Source organism: Roseobacter sp. HKCCA0882, from assembly GCF_037805225.1.
Taxonomy (GTDB): domain Bacteria; phylum Pseudomonadota; class Alphaproteobacteria; order Rhodobacterales; family Rhodobacteraceae; genus M30B80.
The window spans coordinates 227026-246115 of sequence record NZ_JBBLYI010000001.1; the positions used below are offsets into that span (position 1 = coordinate 227026).

Genomic DNA, 19090 nt, shown 5'->3' on the forward strand with positions numbered 1-19090 from the left:
GATTGCCGCAGGGCGCGGTTGCAGTATTGGCCTGCCTTGCGCTTCGGGCGGGGGGAAAGTAACGTGCCGCCAAATTGAGGGGCCTTGGATCATTATACACCCAAGGCCGCCAACCATCTGCCCGATCTTGGGTGAATTTGATCAAGCCTCCGCCGCTGCGGGCGCGAATATAAGGAAAGACCGACCATGGAAGCATTTGCACAATTCGTGCCGCTGATTTTGATCTTCGCGATCATGTATCTGCTTTTGATCCGTCCCCAGCAGAAAAAAGCCAAAGAGCATCAGGCGATGGTTGCCGCCCTGCGCCGTGGCGATCAGGTTGTGACCGCAGGCGGTATCATGGGCAAGGTAAGCAAAGTGAAGGATGAGCGCGAGGTCGAGCTTGAGATTGCAGCGGGTGTAAATGTCCGCGTTGTGCGCAACACCATCACGCAGGTTGTTTCAAAAACAGAACCCGCCAAAGAATAATTTTCGACTGACCAAGCCCTGCCATTTGGCGGGGCTTTGTGTGAGAAAAGGCTAAGATATGCTCGATATCCCGCTATGGAAACGCATCCTGATTTGGGGGGTGGTTCTGGTTGCACTGGCTTTGGCCGTTCCAAATTTGGCCTATGATCGGGTCGAGCGTCACAATGATGCCCTTGCTGCCCTCGAAGGTGGCGCGCCCTCTACGCCTGAACTCGAAGCGGATTTGGCGCTTTGGCCGTCTGTTCTGCCCTCAAGCCTTGTTAATCTTGGGCTTGATTTGCGCGGTGGCGCGCATCTTTTGGCTGAGGTGCGGGTTGAGGATGTCTATACCGCACGCATGGACGCGCTGTGGCCCGAGTTGCGCGATGCCTTGCGCGATGCCCGCGATGAGGTCGGCCCCATTCGCCGCACCGATGCCCCCGCAGGCGAATTGCGGGTGCAATTGGGTGAGGCTTCGGGCATGGCCCGCGCGGTGGAATTGGCCCGCGGTTTGGGCGGCCCTGTTGTCAGCCTAACAGGTGTAGGATCAGCCAGCCTTGAGGCGCGCGGCGAGGGCGATGTGCTGATCGTCTCGCTCTCTGAGGCGGAGAAGATCGCAACCGATGATCGCACTATGCAGCAATCTGTGGAAATTGTGCGCCGCCGTGTGGATGAGGCAGGCACCCGCGAGCCGACAATCCAACGCCAAGGCGAAAATCGGATTTTGATCCAAGTCCCTGGTGTCGGCTCTGCACAAGAGTTGAAAGACCTGATTGGCACCACGGCACGCCTGACCTTTCACCCTGTCATCACCCGCACCAGCGACCCTGAGGCCCGTGTGGACGCGCGGCAACTGCTGCTGCGCTCCATGGATGAACAGGGCGCGTATTATATTCTAGAAGAAACCCCTGTGGTGACGGGCGATGATCTTGTTGACAGCCAACCCGGTTTTGATGCGCAAAATGGCCAACCCAATGTCAGCTTCCGCTTTAACCCGCATGGCGCGCGCCTCTTTGGGGAATATACATCCGCTAATGTCGGTGCGCCTTTTGCCATTGTTCTGGACAATGAGGTTATTTCAGCGCCCACAATCCGTCAGGCGATCACGGGCGGCTCTGGTCAGATTACAGGAAGTTTTACGGTCGAAAGTTCGACCCAATTGGCGGTTCTTCTGCGCGCAGGGGCCTTGCCTGCTGAGATGACCTTCCTTGAGGAACGCACCATTGGCCCTGAATTGGGGGCTGATAGTATCGCAGCGGGTCGGATTGCCGCGATTGTGGCCTTTGTGGCGGTGCTGCTGTTCATGCAGGCGAGCTACGGCCTTTTCGGCCTTTTCGCCAATATCGCGCTGCTGATGAACGTGGCGATGATCTTTGGTATCCTAAGCCTTGTGGGTGCTACCCTGACATTGCCGGGGATTGCGGGGATCGTCCTGACGATTGGTATGGCGGTTGATGCCAATGTGTTGGTCTTTGAACGGATCCGTGAAGAATTGAAAACTGCACGCGGCCCCGCCCGCGCGATTGAACTAGGCTATGATCGTGCGATGTCGGCGATTGTGGATGCCAATATCACAACCTTCCTAATCGCGGTGATCCTGTTCACCCTTGGCTCTGGCCCTGTCAAAGGCTTTGCCGTCACTTTGGCCATTGGGATCATCACATCTGTTTTCGCTGCGCTTTATGTGACGCGGGTCATGGTCGTGACATGGTTCGAACGCGCCCGCCCCAAAAAGATCGAGGTCTGATATGAAACGTCTGAGACTGGTTCCAGAAGTCACCAATATCGACTTCTTCCGTCATGCCCGTATCACCTTTGGGGCCTCTGTGGTGGCGGTGTTTCTGTCCATTGGGATTTGGTTCGCGCTTGGTCTGAATTTTGGGATTGATTTTTTGGGTGGCACGACCATCCGCGCCGAAAGCTCGACCCCTGTCGATGTTGGGGCCTATCGTGAAGCCCTCAGCCCGCTGGGCCTTGGCGATATCGCGATTTCCGAAGTGTTCGATCCAAGCTTTGGCGAAAACCGACATGTGGCCATGATCCGAATTCAGGCACAGGCGGGTGAAGAGTCTGTTACGCCCGAGATGATCGCGGCGGTTGAAGCCGCGTTGCAAACCATCGCCGCTGATATGACATTCCCATCGGTGGAATCCGTTGGCCCCAAAGTCTCGGGTGAATTGATCACCACAGCCCTCATTGCGGTGGGCGCGTCCCTTGCGGCGATTTTGATTTATATTTGGCTGCGATTTGAGTGGCAATTTTCGGTGGGTGCAATTGCGGCGCTGGTGCATGACGTTCTGCTGACCATTGGCCTCTTTTCCCTTCTCCAAATCCGTTTCGATCTGGCGACCATTGCCGCGATTCTGACGATAATCGGTTATTCGATCAACGATACTGTGGTGATTTTTGACCGCCTGCGCGAGAATTTGATCAAATACAAAAAACGCGATTTGCAGGAGGTGATGAACCTATCGGCCAATGAAACACTCAGCCGCACCTTGATGACATCTGGCACCACCCTTTTGGCGCTTTTGGCGCTGCTTGTTTGGGGGGGGGATGTGATCCGCAGCTTCGTCTTTGCGATTTTCTGGGGTGTCATCGTTGGCACCTATTCCTCGATCTATGTTGCAAAGAACGTGGTGTTGATGATTGGCGTAAAGCGCGATTGGTCAAAACCAGACCAGAAGGCAGGCACGACCTTCGCGGAAAAAACCTAATCCGAAGGGGGGCGTATGTCCGATGGAACTTAACGAGGTGCGCTATAATGGCGGCATGCCGATTGATGGATATGGTGCAGGCTTTTTCCGCATTGACGGGGCGGTCTATCACGGCGCTCAGCTGATCTTGCCCAATGGGCGGCAGGATTGGGGCGGCTATGATGATCCCGCGCCCCTGCTTGCAGCGGCGGGTTTAATTGATGTTTTTCTGATTGGCACAGGAGCGGAAATTGCGCATATCCCCGCCAAACTACGCGCGGCACTTGAAGGCGCGGGATTGGGTGTGGAGGTGATGGGCAGCCCCTCAGCCGCGCGCAGCTATAATGTGCTCCTTGGCGAAGGGCGGCGCATCGGTGCGGCCCTACTCCCTGTTTAGGCAACCTCCCGAAACACGGCGTTCAATGCGCTGTTCAGCTTGTCGCACATTTCGTCCATTTGCATATTGGTCAGATTGAACGGCGGACACAGAACCACGGACTGTCCCAAGGGGCGGCAAATTAGGCCGTGATCCGTGCAGGTGTTGGCGATGCGCTCACTGACCGATAAATCAGAGGCAAAGGGGGTTTTTGTGGCGCGATCCTGCACCGCCTCAAGCGCCCACATATAGCCGATCCCGCGCAACTCGCCGATATTTGGGTGCTTCGCGATCTCGCGAAGACCTGCCTCCATGCGGGGTGCGCCGATCTTTACCATATCGGCCAATCCCTCGTTCAGAACCACATCGATTGCCTTAAGCGCAACGGCGCAGCCCACAGGATGGCCTGAGGCGGTGAAGCCGTGCGGAAATTCCTCGACCGGGTCGATGGTGGATTGCAGTCGCGCGGATAATTCTGGCCCTAAAATCACGGCGCCCATCGGGAAATAGCCTGCGGTCAGCACCTTGGAGGAGATAATCGCATCAGGCACAAACTGATAAGTGTCGCATCCCCATATGTTGCCCGTGCGACCAAAGCCGCAGATCACCTCATCTGCGATGAGAGGGATGTTGTGCTTGCGCAAGATCTGTTGCACGATCTGGAAATAGCCTGCTGAGGGGGGTATCACGCCGCCTGCACCCATGACGGGTTCTGCGACAAACCCTGCGATTGTGTCGGCACCTTCCCGCGTGATGACCTCCTCCAATTCTGCGCCAAGGCGGGCGCTGAATTCTGCCTCGGTTTCATCTGCGCACCCTTCACGCCAGTAATGCGGACAAGTCAGGTGGATGAACCCCTCCATCGGAAGACCAAAGAGGCTGTTGTAAGGTTTGCCTGTCATCGAGGCTGAAACCGCGGTAACGCCATGATAGGCATTTTTGCGGGTCAGAATCTTGCGCCTCTGTGGCCGCCCCTCGGCCTGTGTCATGAACCATAGCATCTTGACCATGGTGTCATTCGCCTCAGACCCAGAATTGGTGTAAAACACCTTGCCGCTGTCAAAGGGGGATACCTCAATCAGACGTTCAGAGAGAGCAACAGTCTGATCTGACATCCGCCCGAAAAAGGCGTGATAGCCAGGAAAGCGGTCATATTGCGCCTTGGCGGCCTCGGCCAAACCTTTGTGATCAAACCCCGCCACCATATTCCAAAGGCCAGAGTTCGCGTCCAAATAGCGTTTGCCGTTTGTGTCGAACACATAAGGCCCCTCGCCATGGGTTAAAACGACAGTGCCACGATCCCGAACGGATGGCAGATCGGTAAAGCCATAAAGACTATATTCTTCAGCGCGGGCTTCCCATGAATTGAGCGGGCTATGATCATGCGCGGGCATCTGGTCACTCCTTCAAGCGTGTCTGTGCAGAGGCTAGCGCCGCATCTGCGCTGCTGCAATTGGGCAAATGCGCCAAAGCCATAATAAAAAGCCCGCGCAAAATTGTGCGCGGGCCTGTCTTGCTATTGGATCAAGGGTGCTGTGTTACGTGCCGTAGGCGGCCTCCTCTGACCCCATCACATCTTCAGCCGCCATCACCAGCGCGTTAATGATAAAGTCAAGCTCGCTGCGTGTCAGGCGGGCAGGCAGGCGCACATCGCAGGCGCGCATCAACATCGCGCGGGTCTTTGGCAGATCAGGCTTCTCACCGGGAATGAATTGCCAGTTCCAAAACGCACGGGCATTGTCGGTCGATAGGCCAAAGACCTGCACCTTCACGCCGCGTGCTGCTGCTGCATCTTGAAAGGCGACCGCATCCTCATCATGCGCAAAATCCACCAGATTAAACTGGATAGAATCTGGTGCGCGGGTTTCGGGCGCCAAGGCAGGGGGAACATTCAGCCAAGGTGATTTGTTCAACTCACCCGCGACATAGTCGTGATTGGCAAGGCCATCGCGCACACGGCGCGCCAATTCAGGCAATTGCGGACGGATCACTGCGGCAGACAGGTTTTGCAGGCGCATGTTGTAAAGCGGCAATTGGTTTTGCCAACGCGCAAAGGCCTCAGCCAATTCTGGGTCATTTTGACCATTCGGGCCTTTGTGCTTTTTCCAATTATGTTCATAGGCCCCTGACATGATCACAGCGCGGGCAATCAGGTCGGGATCATTCGAGATTAAAATCCCGCCTTCGCCCGCGTTGATCATTTTATAAGACTGGAAAGAGAAACACCCAACTTTGCCAATGGTGCCAATTTTTTCGCCATGCCAAAGCGTGCCAAGCGAATGGGCCGCGTCCTCAATCACGGGGATATTGCGCGCGTCACACAGCGCCTTGATGGCATCCATATCGGATGTATGGCCGCGCATATGGCTGATCAAAACCGCATCAATGTCTTGGTCGATCTTGGCTGTGAAATCGTCCAAATCAATGCGGTAGTTTTCACCCACTTCGACCAATACAGGCTGCATCCGTGCATGCACGATGGACGAGGGAACAGCGGCAAAGGTGAAGGCAGGAATAATCACCCGCGCGCCCTGTTTCAGGCCAAGCGCCTCGAGCGATAAAAACAGCGCGGCGGAACAAGAAGACACCGCAAGCGCGTATTTCACGCCCATCAAATCTGCAAATTCGCGCTCAAGCAGCGCAACAGGCGCATCGGCGGGGGCGGTGTAGCGGAACAGATCGCCAGAGTTCAGAAGGCGGTCGATCTCGGCACGCGCGGCTTCGGGGATCGGTTCTGCGTCATAAACATTTGGCGCAACGGTCATGATTTCACCTTTTTGAAAAAGTCCCTTTCAAAAATCTTTACATAAAACGCGGTTCAAAATCTAGCGAAGCTTTTGTGACACTGGGGCGGTCAGGGCCATTCGCCATGCGTCTGTGGCATCATTGCCGCAGCGCTAAATTCCCAATCGGTCGCGCAAAGCGAACCATGTCATTGCAAGGGCAAGGATTGGCGCGCGCAATGCGCTGCCACCTGGAAAGCGGGGCGTGGGAAGGGTTGCGAATGTCTCAAGCCCGCGCCCATCCCCCAAAATAGCCTCGGCCATGATGCGCCCCGCCATGCCTGACAGCGCAACCCCCTGTCCCGAAAACCCGCCAGCAGCGATGATATTGGGCGCGATGCGCTTGACCATCGGCAAACGGGTGGGGGTGATGCCAAGCGCGCCACCCCAAACATAGTCGATCTTCACCCCCTCAAGCTGAGGGAATAGGCGATGCATCCGTGCGACAAGCGCGGTGGCGATGTCATCGGGAAAGCCAATCGAATAGCTTTCCCGCCCGCCGAATAAAAACCGCCGATCTGCGCTGAAGCGATAGTAATTCACAACGAATTTGCTATCCGCCACGGCAATATCTTGGCTCAGCACCTCTTGCCATTTTTGGGGCAGGGGTTCGGTCGCAGCAATGAAACTGTTAATGGGCATCACGGCCGCATTCACTTGCGGCAGAATATTGGGCAGATACCCATTTCCTGCGACAATCACCTGATCTGCTGTGACGCTGCCCTTGGCGGTTTTCAGGGTTGCCTTTGCCCCGCGGACAATTTCTGTCACCTCGCTGCATTCGTGGATGACCGCCCCTTCGGCCTCGGCCGCGCGGGCAAGGGCTTGGGCATAGGCCAAGGGGTGTAGATGTCCGCCACTTGGGTCAAGCGTGCCGCCGCGATAAAGCGGGGATTTGACCAATTCCAAAAATTGGGAACGATCCATCACATGGATCTCATGGTCATAGGTGCGGGCCATATAATCAGCCTCGCGGGCCAATTCATCCCGCTCGGCCATGCTATAAGCGCCATGCGCGATCCCTGAGCGATATTCTGCTTCAGGCGCGTGGGTCTCGCAAAAATCGCGCAGGTTTTTCTTTGCCGCTTCGCTAAGGGCCCATAAGGCACGGGCCGCATCGGCCCCAAGTCGCGCCTCAAGCCAATCTTGCCCTTTATTAAAGCCAGAATGCACCTGCCCGCCATTGCGCCCCGATGCCCCAAACCCCACGCGATGCGCGTCTAGAACCACAACCCGCACGCCACGGCGGGCAAGGGTTAGGGCCGCCCAAAGACCTGTGAACCCTGCGCCCAAGATGGCCACATCAGCGCGGATCGTGTCGGCCAATGCGGGCCGATCAGGCGCGGGGGGTACTGAGGCCGCATACCAAGAGGGGGCATGATGTCCCGAAATGTCGTTGCGATAAAGCGGGTTCATACGTTCAACAAAAGATGCTCGCGTTCCCAAGGGCTGATAACTTGCAGGAATTCTTTATATTCGAGGTCTTTGACCGTCTTGTAGACGCTACAAAATTCAGGCCCTAGGATTTTTGTCATTGCCGCGTTTTCCACGAATAAATCCAAAGCATCGCCAAGACCGCGGGGAATATTGTCATCGCCTTGATAGGCATCGCCCTTGAATTCTGCGCTTGGCATTTTGCCCTCTTGCAGCCCGATCAAACCGCAGGCCAGAGAGGCGGCAATCCCAAGATAGGGGTTGCAATCCATGCCTGGCAGGCGGTTTTCGACACGGCGGCTTGCAGGGTCAGACACGGGCACGCGCAGGCCTGTCGTGCGATTATCGCGGCCCCATTCAAGGTTAATGGGGGCTGCGAAATCAGGGACATAGCGGCGATAGCTGTTTACATATGGGGCTAGTAGGGCAATCGCAGCAGGCAGGTTGTTCTGTAGCCCTGCGATGAAATGTAGAAATTCAGGCGTTTCATCACCTGACAGGGTCGAGAAGATATTTTGCCCTGTGGCCATATTCACCACTGAATGATGGATATGCATCGCTGAACCGGGCTCGCCCTCGATCGGTTTCGCCATAAAGGTGGCATAGCAGTTGTGGCGCAACGCGGCCTCGCGGATCATGCGCTTGAAATAGAAAATCTCATCTGCCAATCGCACAGGGTCACCATGGCGGAGGTTCAACTCAATTTGGCCTGCGCCGCCCTCTTGCAAAATACCATCAATCTCAAGGCCCATGGCTTCGGCAAAGTCGTAGATATCGTCAATCACGGGACCATATTCATCGACCGCAGACATGGAATAGGCCTGTCGGGCGGCAGCCCGCCGCCCTGAGCGGCCCATAGGTGGCTCGATCTCGCGGGCGGGGTCGGTGTTCGGGGCCACGAGGTAGAATTCCATCTCAGGCGCCACAATCGGCGCGAGCCCTTTGGAGTTATACATTTCGACCACGCGGCGCAGCACATTGCGCGGGGCAAAGGGCACCATCTGACCCTGTTGGTCATGAATGTTATGGATCACCTGTAGCGTCCAATCGGCTGTCCATGGTGCAGGCAGGGCAGTATCCCAATCAGGGGTCAACACCATATCAGGTTCAGTCAACCCATCAGGCGAAGCATCCGCCCAATCCCCCGTGATCGTTTGGAAGAAGATAGAATTGGGTAGGTAAAACTGAGTTTGGCCTGCAAATTTCTGGCCGGGCATGGCCTTGCCACGCGCAACACCTGCAAGGTCGGAGACGATACATTCCACCTCGTCCAAGCGGCGATTTTCTAGAAAACTGCGCGCAACCTCAGGAAGCTTGTCGAGAAAACTGTCATAAACGCTGCTCATGCAGGCACCTTGGCGCTTTTGAATAGGCTTGCCATCTGTTCAGCCAAAATCCCATTATCGGTGGGGGCTGACAGTTCGGCCTTGGCGCGCTGCAAGAGGGGGTCGGGCACAATCCCTTGACCCCGATGCGCAATCAACCCCGCAATCACATCAGCCCCGAATTCTGGATGGGCCTGCACAGTAAAGGTATGCCCCCCGTAAGACAGCATCGCATGGGCGCAAAATTCATTCCAGGCAAGGGTTTCCGCCCCCTCACAGGGGGTAATGACCTGATCCTGATGCCATGCGTTCAAATGCAATTTGCGGCCATCTTTGAGGTGGTATTCTTGCCGTCCGACACACCAGCCGCCTGAAAATTTTTCAACCCGCCCGCCAAGGGCCTGCGCGATGATTTGGTGCCCGAAACATACCCCAATCAACGGAATGCGCGCGGCGTGGATGTCGCGGATCAATGCCTCGAGCGGCGGGATAAACGGATGATCCTCATAGACCCCATGGCGTGAGCCGGTAATGAGCCACCCATCGGCATCAAATAGGCCTGTGGGAAACTCCATATCGACCACGTTATAGACGCGGAATTCGAAATCTTGCCCGTCTAAAAGCTGTGCAAAAAGCCGCGCGTAATCGGTGAAATCAGGTTTTAATTCATCAGGCATATGGCCTGTTTGTAAAATGCCAATGATCATGGGTGGCCTGTAAAAAAAGGATATCCAAAGGCTACGCCGCCGCGCATCGTTCGGCAAGGGGGCAGTTTAGACAGTGTCGAGGTAGAGTTGCATCTGCTCTTCGGGTGAAAGTTCGGCCATGTAATGCATCTCTTGACGCTTGGTGGCGAGGTAGTTTGCGACCAACTCCCACGGAAAGATTTGCGCGGTCATCTGGCAGTCTTCAAAGGCCGCGATAGCCTCACCCCATGTGGTGGGCAAATGCGGGCTTGCCGCATCATAGGCGTTGCCATGAGTGGGCGTGGGTGGTGTGAGTTTGCCCTCCATCCCTGTGAGTGCCGCACCAAGGATACTGGCCACCAAGAGATAGGGGTTCACATCGCCCCCAGCGACCCGATGTTCGATCCGCCGCGCCGCAGGCGTGCCAGAGGGAACCCGCAGCGCGGTTGTGCGGTTTTCATAACCCCACGCCAAAGCAGTCGGGGCGTGGGCGCCTGGCACAAATCGATCATAGCTGCTGGCATGGGGAGCGAAGATCAGCATAGACCCTGCCATCCCTGCCAAGCACCCCGCAATGGCATGGTGCAGCGCCTCTGACCCTTCAGTGCTGCCATTGTCGAAAATATTGCGCCCCTGCTGATTAAGAACCGAGAAATGCATATGCATTCCGTTGCCCGCGTAATCCTCGTAGGGTTTGGCCATAAACGAGGCGGCAAAGCCATATTTGCGCGCAACGCCTTTGACCAAAAGCTTGAACAGCCACGCGTCATCCGCCGCCTTCAAAGCATCGGATTGGTGCATCATATTGATTTCGAACTGTCCGGGGCCTGCCTCGGAAATCAATGTGTCGGCGGGTATATCCATCGCCTCGCAGGCATCATAAATTTCGGTAAAGAACTGATCAAAGGCATCAAGCTGCCTGAGGGCCAGAATTTCGGCTTGATTACGTCTTTTGCCTGAGCGGGGCGATGGCGGCACGCGCAAGTCGGGGCCGCGATCATCGATGATGTAGAATTCCAACTCAGTGGCCACAACAGGGGTCAGGCCAAGCGCCTTATACCGATCTAGAACCCGCGCCAGCGCGTGGCGCGGATCACCGGCAAACGGGCGGCCATCTTCGTGGAACATCCAAAGCGGCAGCAGCGCGGTTGGATTGCTCAGCCACGGCATTGGCACAAAGCCCCGCTCGGTCGGCAGAAGCAGACCATCGGGATCACCGCTTTCAAAGACGAGCGGGCTGTCATCGATATCTTCGCCCCAAATATCAAGATTCATGACGGAGAAGGGAAAGCGTGTTCCGTCTTCCCATGCTTTTTGCGCATAGCGCCGCGCAATGCGTTTTCCGCGCGGCTGACCATTGAGATCAGAGGCCGCAACGCGGATCGTTTTGATCTCTGGATTATCGTTGAGATAGCTGCTCATGCGGCCAGTCTAGCGCGGCATTTTTGAAATGGCAGCGAAATTCGCGCAGGCTTGCGCGTAATTTACGCGCCTGCCTAAAGTTTGGCCACACGTTGGCGCGCAAGGGCGCTGTCGCGGTCGTTGATCCCCAACATGGGCGCCACCATACGCAATAGCGCGTCCTCATCCGCGCTGCGGTGCCCATCGGCTAAGGCAATCGCCCAAAGGGCCTCAATCACCACGATCCGATCTTCATAGGCGACCGACTCCTTGATGGCGCGTGAAAAGCGCACCGTGTCTGGGGCTTCTGCTTCAACCGCCTCGGCCTCATGGATCAGGGCATCAACGCCTGACGGGTCAAGCCCGTAGCGCGCCGCTAAGGTTTCCGCGATTTTCGCGCGTTCTGCTTGGGCATAATCGCCGTCACTGCGCGCAAGACGTACGAGTAATGCGCAAAGCGCCAGCCGCGCATCGCTGTAAGTGATGGGTTCTGGTTTAGGCGCGCCAAGGCGGCGAAGGAGATCTGCAAACATAGGCCCCAATATAAGCTGTTTTTGCGATAAGAGAACCCGCCTAATGCGCCTTGGCTTTTGCAAATACCGCTGCAATCTCGGCCAATGCGGCCTCCATGCCGAAAGGCGGGTTGAGGACAAACAGGCCCGAGCCAATCATCCCATGCCCTTCGCGGGCGGGGGGGAAGGTCTGGCGGTGAAGCATCGCATCAGCAAAGGTTTGGCGTAACTCTGTTTCCATCGGCTGATGGGCTTTGTTTGCGAGGATCGGATACCACAAGATTATAATCCCAACATTCCATTTGCGCGCTAACTGCCCCATGATTTTTGGGATGCGGGCATAGTCGGTCTTCACCTCATAAGAGGGATCAATCAACATCAGGCCACGCCGTGGATCAGGTGGGCAAATGGATTGCGCCATCTCGAACCCGTCTTGGCGATAGAGCTGCGCCCCGCCCGCTTGGATCATTGCCGCCTGCAGGGCCTCATGTTCCTGAGGATGCAATTCCGCGAGATGTAAATTATCCATAGGCCGCAATAATTCAGCCGCCAAAAGGGGGGAACCCGCATAGGCCTGTGGGCCGTATTTTGCGGCAATTTTTTTCTGTAGGGTCGCATAAGGATGATCTGCTGCAAAACCTGCGCGCAAGCGGGCGATGCCTGCCTCTGCCTCGCCCGTTTTTACGGCTTCGGGGGCGGCAAGATCATAAAGCCCCCGCCCCGCATGGGTTTCAAGATAACTCAGCGGTTTGTCTTTGCGCGTCAGGTAATCCAATACCCATGCGAGGGCCGCGTGCTTATGCACATCGGCCAAATTGCCCGCATGATAGATATGTTGATAAGACAGCATCGCGGGCCTGTCAGGCAGGCTTAGACAAGCCTGCTGACATCCTTGGCCGCCCGCACAAAGTCACGGAACAGCGGGTGCGGTGCGAAGGGTTTCGATTTCAATTCTGGATGGAACTGAACCCCGATATACCACGGGTGGTCTTTGATCTCGACAATCTCGGGCAGTTTCCCATCGGGCGAAAGGCCCGAGAAAAGCAGACCGCATTTTTCAAGTTTATCACGATATTTGATATCGACTTCATAGCGGTGGCGATGACGTTCCTCGATGGCGGTTGTGCCATAGGCCTCGGCTACGCGGCTACCTTCTGCGAGAACCGCATCATAGGCGCCCAAACGCATCGTGCCGCCTTTGTCATCATCTGATTTGCGGGTGACTTTATAATTGCCCTGCACCCATTCTTTGAGGTGATACACAATCGGCTCGAACCGCTTTTGACCCGCTTCGTGATCAAATTCCTCCGACCCTGCTTTGGCCATGCCCGCTAGATTGCGCGCAGCCTCGATCACCGCCATTTGCATACCCAAGCAGATGCCCAAATAGGGGATCTTGCGGGTTCGGGCGAATTCTGCAGCCTTGATCTTGCCCTCTGTTCCGCGCTCGCCAAACCCACCAGGGACAAGGATCGCATGGAAGCCCTCAAGATGTGGCGCAGGATCTTCGCGGTCGAAAATCTCGGCATCAATCCATTCGGCGCGCACTTTGACGCGATTGGCCATGCCGCCATGGGTCAGCGCCTCGGCGATAGATTTATAGGCATCTTCCAACTGCGTGTATTTGCCAACAATCGCCACGCGCACTTCGCCTTCGGGATTGTGGATACGATCTGATACATCTTCCCAACGGCTGAGATCTGGTTTCGGGGCGGGGGCGATTTGGAAAGCATCCAACACCGCCTGATCCAACCCTTCGCGGTGATAGGCCAAAGGTGCATCATAAATCGTGCTGAGGTCTTGTGCGGCAATCACGCTATCGGGGCGCACATTGCAAAATAGCGCAAGCTTCTCGCGCTCTTTGCGCGGGATCGGCCCCTCAGAACGGCATACCAAAATATCGGGGGCAAGCCCGATAGAGCGCAGCTCCTTTACGCTGTGTTGGGTGGGCTTCGTTTTCAACTCACCCGATGCTTTGATATAGGGCAGCAGGGTCAGGTGCATAAAGATACACTGGCCACGCGGGCGCTCTTGGCCGAATTGACGGATTGCCTCAAAAAACGGCAGGCCCTCGATATCGCCGACCGTGCCGCCGATTTCGCACAGCATGAAATCCACTTCATCCTCGCCGATGGCGATGAAATCTTTGATCTCATTGGTGACGTGGGGAATCACTTGGATGGTTTTGCCTAGGTAATCACCACGGCGCTCTTTCTCCAAAACGTTGGAATAGATACGGCCTGATGAGACGCTGTCTGTCGCGCGGGCAGAGACGCCTGTGAAGCGCTCGTAATGGCCCAAATCCAGATCGGTTTCCGCACCATCATCGGTCACGAAAACTTCGCCATGTTCAAAGGGCGACATCGTCCCAGGATCAACGTTGAGATAGGGGTCAAGCTTGCGCAAACGCACGGTGTAGCCACGTGCCTGTAGCAATGCACCAAGCGCGGCTGACGCGAGGCCCTTGCCAAGCGAAGAGACCACACCACCCGTGATAAAAATGTATCGTGCCATATACCTGTATTCTCCCGCGCGGGCTATTTTGTCTGTTGGAAACAGACCGCGTTTGCCACCTGTATCACGGGATTTGACCGTATCAGGATTCGTGTCCTTAGGGCAAGCGGTCAGCGCTATATCATGTGGCTAAAAATAACAAAGACCCAATATTTATTGGGTCTTTGCGGTGAATTAATTTTAGATGCTGCGTTATTCCGCCCGTGGCGGCAGCGCAGGCGCATCCCCCAATGCTGGGGGCAGAAGGCTATCTGCCGCGGGCGCGCTGTCGCTTGTGCCATCGGTTGCGGCCCCGTCAGCGGGGGCTGATGTGCCAATGCGGTCTAGCACAGATGTGGTGGCCGAGTTTTGCGCCGCCAAAATAGTCAATGTGACCGATGTAATTAGAAACGCAGTCGCAAAGGCCCATGTGAGTTTGCTGAGGGCTGTTGCCGCTTGACGGCCTGTCATAAGACCACCGCCTGCACCACCGCCGCCACCAAGGCCCATGCCGCCCCCTTCGGAGCGCTGCAAAAGCACCACGGCAATCAAGCAGATTGCAAGGATAAGATGGATGACGAGAACGATATTTTCCATGAGCGGCCTCAGGTGCGTGTCTGTAACAATCCGTCACTTTTCGCGGCTTACTTAGGGGATGCGACCCGCCGCCGCAAGCCAAGAGTTTCACAACTTTAAGGCGAATCCTTTGAATATTGCAACACATATGACAGTTCCATGACCCAAGGATGTGGGCCCGTCCCGCGTTCTGCTGCAGGCGGGCTATGCGTTTCGCGCTTTTCACCGAGGCTGCGTGTCGTTATAGACGCCATCGTTTGCAAGAGCTGGCCATTCTGGCCTGCGGATAAGGACGGATCGTAAAATGGCGAATGTTGTGGTTGTTGGCGCGCAATGGGGGGATGAAGGCAAGGGCAAGCTTGTCGACTGGCTCAGCGAGCGCGCGGATGTGATTTGCCGCTTTCAAGGCGGGCACAACGCAGGCCATACATTGGTTATTGATGGCAAGGTCTACAAACTCAACGCGCTGCCTTCGGGTGTAGTGCGCGGCGGCAAGCTTAGCGTTATTGGAAATGGCGTTGTTCTCGATCCTTGGCATCTCATAGAAGAGATTGCAAAAATCCGCCAAGATGGTGTGACCATCAGTCCTGAAACATTGATGATTGCGGAGAATACCCCGCTGATCCTGCCAATCCATGGTGAGTTGGATCGTGCCCGCGAAGATGCGGCCAGCGCCGGCACCAAAATCGGCACCACAGGCCGCGGCATCGGCCCTGCCTACGAGGATAAGGTTGGTCGCCGATCGGTGCGGGTTGCGGATTTGGCGGATGAGGCCACCTTGATCGCCCGTGTTGATCGCGCGCTACAGCATCACGACCCGCTGCGCCGTGGCCTTGGCATCGCGCCTGTCGATCGCGATGCGCTGATCGAAAAGCTTAAGGTCATTGCGCCTGAGATTTTGCCCTATGCCACACCTGTTTGGAAGTTTCTGAACGAACAGCGCCGCGCGGGTAAGCGTATTTTGTTCGAGGGCGCTCAAGGTGCGCTGCTGGATATTGATTTTGGCACCTATCCCTTTGTGACCTCCTCCAACGTCATTGCAGGGCAGGCTGCGACAGGTGTCGGTCTTGGGCCAGGTGCGGTTGATTATGTGCTGGGCATCGTAAAAGCCTACACAACCCGCGTGGGCGAGGGGCCGTTTCCAACGGAATTGGACGATGACGATGGCACCCGTCTGGGCACGCGTGGCCATGAATTTGGCACGGTCACAGGGCGCAAGCGGCGCTGCGGGTGGTTTGACGCCGCCCTTGTGCGCCAGACCTGTGCGACCTCTGGTGTGAACGGGATCGCGCTGACGAAGCTGGATGTTCTTGACGGGTTTGACACGCTCAAAATTTGCGTGGGATATGAATTAGACGGCACGCGGATTGATTACCTTCCAACCGCGTCTGAGGCGCAAAAACGCTGCACGCCAATCTATGAAGAGATGGAAGGGTGGCATGAGACGACCGAAGGCGCGCGCTCTTGGGCGGATTTGCCTGCCAACGCGATCAAATATGTGCGCCGTGTGGAGGAGTTGATCGACTGCCCCGTGGCGCTACTTTCCACCTCACCCGAGCGTGAAGACACAATTCTTGTGACTGACCCGTTCGCGGATTGATCTGATCACCGACCAAAGGGAGAGCTGCCTGTCATGGCCCTTGGCTATAAAACCCGCAAGCGTTTGTCCCTGCTTATCCTGATCTTCGGGCTGCCTGCCTATATCGCGGCGGCGTGGTGGCTGATGAGCTTGTTTGAGCGCCCCTCCATCTGGGTGGAGTTTGCCATATATGTGGGTCTTGGTATTTTGTGGGCCCTACCATTCAAAGCCGTTTTCAAGGGCGTTGGACAGGCAGATAACAACGGCGACAAAGACGGTAAACACTAACGCTTTAGTACGTGGCTCTGCCTCCCGACATATCAAAAACAGCGCCGGTGTTAAATGAGCATGCACTAGAGGAAAGCCACATTACTATATCGGCGACCTCCCGTGCATAGCCAAGGCGCTTCATCGGTGACTTTGCTATCATAGTTTCCACAAAGTCAGGTTCCATCTGGTCGAGAATGTTCGTTTTTACTGCAGCAGGTGCCACACAATTCACTCGAACATTGGTTTCGGCCAGCTCTTTTGCGAGCGACTTAGTAAAGCCTATTACACCAGCTTTTGCCGCAGAATATGCAGATGCGTAGGGTGTACCCTCTTTGCCTGCAAGAGACGCCATATTAATTATGCGACCGTACCCCTCAGAGACCATACATGGAGCTACTGTTTTTGCTACGATATAAGTGCCAATTAAATTGACTTGCACAGTTTTGATCCAAGCTTCCGTGTCGTAGTTAATTGTGTTCTCAGTTGGGCCGGCATAACCAGCATTGTGTGAGAGGAAATCAATCTTGCCCCAATTGTTAATTGTGTCTTTGGTTGCATTTTCGACTTGGCTGAGGTCACTAACGTCAACTTCCTTGAAAATTGCATTTTTTCTTTTGTTCTTTGGGGGATGGAGATCCCATATGACTACCTTGGCTCCGGCATCAAGGTATTGTGAGGCAATCTGAGAGCCGATTCCGTTTGCCCCCCCCGTCACTACAGCAATTCTATTGGAAAAATCGTAAGTTACTTCTTGCATCGACTTCGGTATCCTTTTGGTTTGGTAGGTCCATCGTAACCCTGTCACTACTGGGCCAAAAAACCTCCATCGACGGGGAGAGTATGCCCAGTGATCATAGATGCTGCTGACGACGATAGAAAAGCGACAGCGGCAGCCACATCTCCTGGCTCAGCAATCTTGCCTAGGGGCGTCATTTCCTCGATGCGTCGAACAGTATAGGGGTCATCAAGTAACGGTCTAATAAATTCCGTTCTCACATACGTAGGGGCAACAGAGTTGACACGGATATCATAAGGGGCCCACTCAACTGCCAAGGCACGTGTCATATTTACTATAGCTCCCTTTGACGTTTGATACGAGACATTGGGGTAAATACCCCCCCCTGAAAGCCCCATAATTGAGGCTATATTTGTGATGCATCCCGGTTGTTTTGCTTTGACCATCTTTCTGGCTGCAGCCTGAGCACATAGAAAAGATCCGGTGGTGTTGACGTTTGCAACCAAATCCCAGTCCGACTTGTTATGGTCCAGAGCCGGTTGCCGACGCGCTACGCCGGCACTATTCACCAAGACGTCTACGTTCGGGACTTTCTCGAACACTTCGTCGATTTGGTTTGCGTCGCAAATATCAAGCTCGAATGAGAGTGAGTTTGGTATATTCTCGCTAACCGATTTGGCTGCAGCTCCATCTTTGTCCAATATTATTATATGCGAACCTAAAGACGCCATATAATTTGCACAAGCTTCGCCAATACCGTTTGCTCCACCTACTACAACAACAACTTTATCTTTGAGCTTGAATTGATTTATCAACTGGTAATCCTAACATTTTAAAGCCAAATTCATTGGCGTAGCTTCATAAGCTATAGAGCCCCTCAGTATTTTGTTTAGCTATGCTCTATGTATTTTTCAAAAGCGTTTTTTAGCTTCTGCAGTATCACTTTGAGTGATACGCTAGGGCTAATGAGCTAAAACCAAAACGATTTTTTTCACTGTTGCAGAATTTGGATTGAACGCATTCGTGAGCGTAGAGGTGAATGATAACGAGCTTAGCTTTGGCGGGATATCAGCGTCAGAGAACAGTTTAGCCTACACCGAACGTCTTGTGTGCCTGATAGGTGGTGGAGAAATTGAAGAACAGCCAGTAAAGGCGCTGGTCAACTCTGGAGCGATTGTGGTCGCGGCTGACGGTGGTGCTAATCACGCCTTACGCCTTGGTCTGCAGCCCGTTGCCGTGATTGGCGATATGGATTCCATCAGCCCTGAGACGCGCGCCCAATTCGGGGATGTTCTGCATCACATTCCCGAGCAGGACAGCACCGATTTTGAGAAATCTTTGCGGGTTTTGGATGTTGCGTGCATCATAGGTTTTGGGTTTCTAGGGCCGCGCGCCGATCATGGATTGGCCGCGATGCAGGCCTTGGCGCGGCATCAAGGCGCGCCCGTCATTTTGCAAAGCGCGCAGGATGTGGTTTTCCACCTCCCTGCGCATCGCGAAATGGCTTTTGAATTACCGCGAGATACGCGGGTCTCTTTGTTCCCTTTTACCCCTGTGGCCTGTGCCGCTGAGGGGCTGCGTTGGCCTCTCGATGGTTTGACCTTCGATCCGATGGGGCAGATTGGCACATCCAACAAGGCCGAGGGTGGGGAGCTGCGTCTGATGGCCAAGGGGGCAGGGCTGCTTGCCATTTTGCCTGCGCGCTACCGTGATCAGGTTTTGCAGAGTTTCGGTTTGTCTCTTTGACCCTCGCATCCATGAACAAGTTTCGTTAAA

At 55.2% G+C, this 19090-nt stretch carries 19 protein-coding genes; 7 read left to right on the forward strand and 12 right to left on the reverse strand.

Annotated elements, in window-relative coordinates; genetic code table 11:
* Nucleotides 1-186: 186 nt before the first annotated feature.
* Genes yajC through AAC622_RS01230 form a run of 4 tightly spaced genes read left to right on the forward strand, consistent with a single transcriptional unit; the run spans nt 187 to nt 3540 of the window.
* On the forward strand, nt 187-468 hold the full coding sequence (gene yajC, locus AAC622_RS01215; protein ID WP_340254518.1) for a preprotein translocase subunit YajC: 282 nt from the start codon (nt 187-189) through the stop codon (nt 466-468).
* A gap of 58 nt (nt 469-526) precedes the next feature.
* Nucleotides 527-2194 (forward strand): protein translocase subunit SecD, encoded by a 1668-nt coding sequence (secD, locus tag AAC622_RS01220; RefSeq protein WP_340259930.1) that lies wholly within the window; start codon nt 527-529, stop codon nt 2192-2194.
* A 1-nt stretch (nt 2195) separates the two neighbouring features.
* Nucleotides 2196-3164 (forward strand): protein translocase subunit SecF, encoded by a 969-nt coding sequence (gene secF / locus AAC622_RS01225; RefSeq protein ID WP_340259931.1) that lies wholly within the window; start codon nt 2196-2198, stop codon nt 3162-3164.
* Between the two features lie 22 nt (nt 3165-3186).
* A complete protein-coding gene (locus AAC622_RS01230) occupies nt 3187-3540 on the forward strand; it encodes an Mth938-like domain-containing protein (RefSeq protein ID WP_340259932.1) in 354 nt (117 codons plus the stop codon).
* Here the strand turns inward: AAC622_RS01230 and AAC622_RS01235 are convergent.
* The 10 genes from AAC622_RS01235 to secG all read right to left on the reverse strand — a co-directional run bounded on the left by AAC622_RS01235 (nt 3537) and on the right by secG (nt 14750).
* Nucleotides 3537-4913: an aminotransferase gene (locus AAC622_RS01235; protein ID WP_340259933.1), complete on the reverse strand. Its 1377-nt coding sequence runs from the start codon at nt 4911-4913 to the stop codon at nt 3537-3539. The genes AAC622_RS01230 and AAC622_RS01235 overlap by 4 nt on opposite strands.
* Before the next feature lie 144 nt (nt 4914-5057).
* The gene (locus AAC622_RS01240) at nt 5058-6284 is read right to left on the reverse strand and encodes a DegT/DnrJ/EryC1/StrS family aminotransferase (protein WP_340259934.1); all 1227 of its coding nucleotides are present in this window, start codon (nt 6282-6284) and stop codon (nt 5058-5060) included.
* A 132-nt stretch (nt 6285-6416) separates the two neighbouring features.
* Nucleotides 6417-7718 carry an NAD(P)/FAD-dependent oxidoreductase gene (locus AAC622_RS01245; RefSeq protein ID WP_340259935.1) on the reverse strand — a complete coding sequence of 434 codons (1302 nt, stop codon included), beginning with the start codon at nt 7716-7718 and terminating at the stop codon, nt 6417-6419.
* Nucleotides 7715-9082, reverse strand: coding sequence for a glutamine synthetase family protein (locus AAC622_RS01250; RefSeq protein ID WP_340259936.1), 1368 nt, complete (start codon nt 9080-9082; stop codon nt 7715-7717). The genes AAC622_RS01245 and AAC622_RS01250 overlap by 4 nt, the downstream gene beginning before the upstream one ends.
* Complete coding sequence (locus AAC622_RS01255) at nt 9079-9768, reverse strand: type 1 glutamine amidotransferase (protein WP_340259937.1); 690 nt, start codon at nt 9766-9768, stop codon at nt 9079-9081. The genes AAC622_RS01250 and AAC622_RS01255 overlap by 4 nt, the downstream gene beginning before the upstream one ends.
* 66 nt (nt 9769-9834) lie before the next feature.
* Nucleotides 9835-11169 carry a glutamine synthetase family protein gene (locus tag AAC622_RS01260; RefSeq protein WP_340259938.1) on the reverse strand — a complete coding sequence of 445 codons (1335 nt, stop codon included), beginning with the start codon at nt 11167-11169 and terminating at the stop codon, nt 9835-9837.
* A gap of 74 nt (nt 11170-11243) precedes the next feature.
* Nucleotides 11244-11681, reverse strand: a complete 438-nt coding sequence (locus tag AAC622_RS01265) for a tellurite resistance TerB family protein (RefSeq protein WP_340259939.1) — start codon at nt 11679-11681, stop codon at nt 11244-11246.
* A gap of 40 nt (nt 11682-11721) precedes the next feature.
* Nucleotides 11722-12510 (reverse strand): 23S rRNA (adenine(2030)-N(6))-methyltransferase RlmJ, encoded by a 789-nt coding sequence (gene rlmJ, locus AAC622_RS01270; RefSeq protein ID WP_340259940.1) that lies wholly within the window; start codon nt 12508-12510, stop codon nt 11722-11724.
* Nucleotides 12511-12530: 20 nt separating this feature from the next.
* Nucleotides 12531-14174: a CTP synthase gene (locus tag AAC622_RS01275; protein ID WP_317655514.1), complete on the reverse strand. Its 1644-nt coding sequence runs from the start codon at nt 14172-14174 to the stop codon at nt 12531-12533.
* A 192-nt stretch (nt 14175-14366) separates the two neighbouring features.
* On the reverse strand, nt 14367-14750 hold the full coding sequence (gene secG / locus AAC622_RS01280) for a preprotein translocase subunit SecG (RefSeq protein WP_340259941.1): 384 nt from the start codon (nt 14748-14750) through the stop codon (nt 14367-14369).
* Nucleotides 14751-15033: 283 nt separating this feature from the next.
* On the opposite strand from secG, the gene AAC622_RS01285 reads away from it, so the two are divergent.
* Nucleotides 15034-16329 carry an adenylosuccinate synthase gene (locus tag AAC622_RS01285; RefSeq protein WP_340259942.1) on the forward strand — a complete coding sequence of 432 codons (1296 nt, stop codon included), beginning with the start codon at nt 15034-15036 and terminating at the stop codon, nt 16327-16329.
* A gap of 33 nt (nt 16330-16362) precedes the next feature.
* Nucleotides 16363-16596: a DUF2842 domain-containing protein gene (locus AAC622_RS01290; RefSeq protein ID WP_340254560.1), complete on the forward strand. Its 234-nt coding sequence runs from the start codon at nt 16363-16365 to the stop codon at nt 16594-16596.
* 4 nt (nt 16597-16600) lie between these two features.
* Here the strand turns inward: AAC622_RS01290 and AAC622_RS01295 are convergent, their stop codons facing one another.
* Nucleotides 16601-17335, reverse strand: coding sequence for an SDR family NAD(P)-dependent oxidoreductase (locus AAC622_RS01295; protein WP_340254563.1), 735 nt, complete (start codon nt 17333-17335; stop codon nt 16601-16603).
* 47 nt (nt 17336-17382) lie between these two features.
* Entirely contained in the window at nt 17383-18129 is a 747-nt protein-coding gene (locus AAC622_RS01300) for an SDR family NAD(P)-dependent oxidoreductase (RefSeq protein ID WP_340254566.1), read from the reverse strand.
* Between the two features lie 208 nt (nt 18130-18337).
* Here AAC622_RS01300 and AAC622_RS01305 point away from each other — a divergent pair, with 208 nt between their 5' ends.
* Nucleotides 18338-19060 carry a thiamine diphosphokinase gene (locus AAC622_RS01305; protein ID WP_340259943.1) on the forward strand — a complete coding sequence of 241 codons (723 nt, stop codon included), beginning with the start codon at nt 18338-18340 and terminating at the stop codon, nt 19058-19060.
* Nucleotides 19061-19090: the final 30 nt, after the last annotated feature.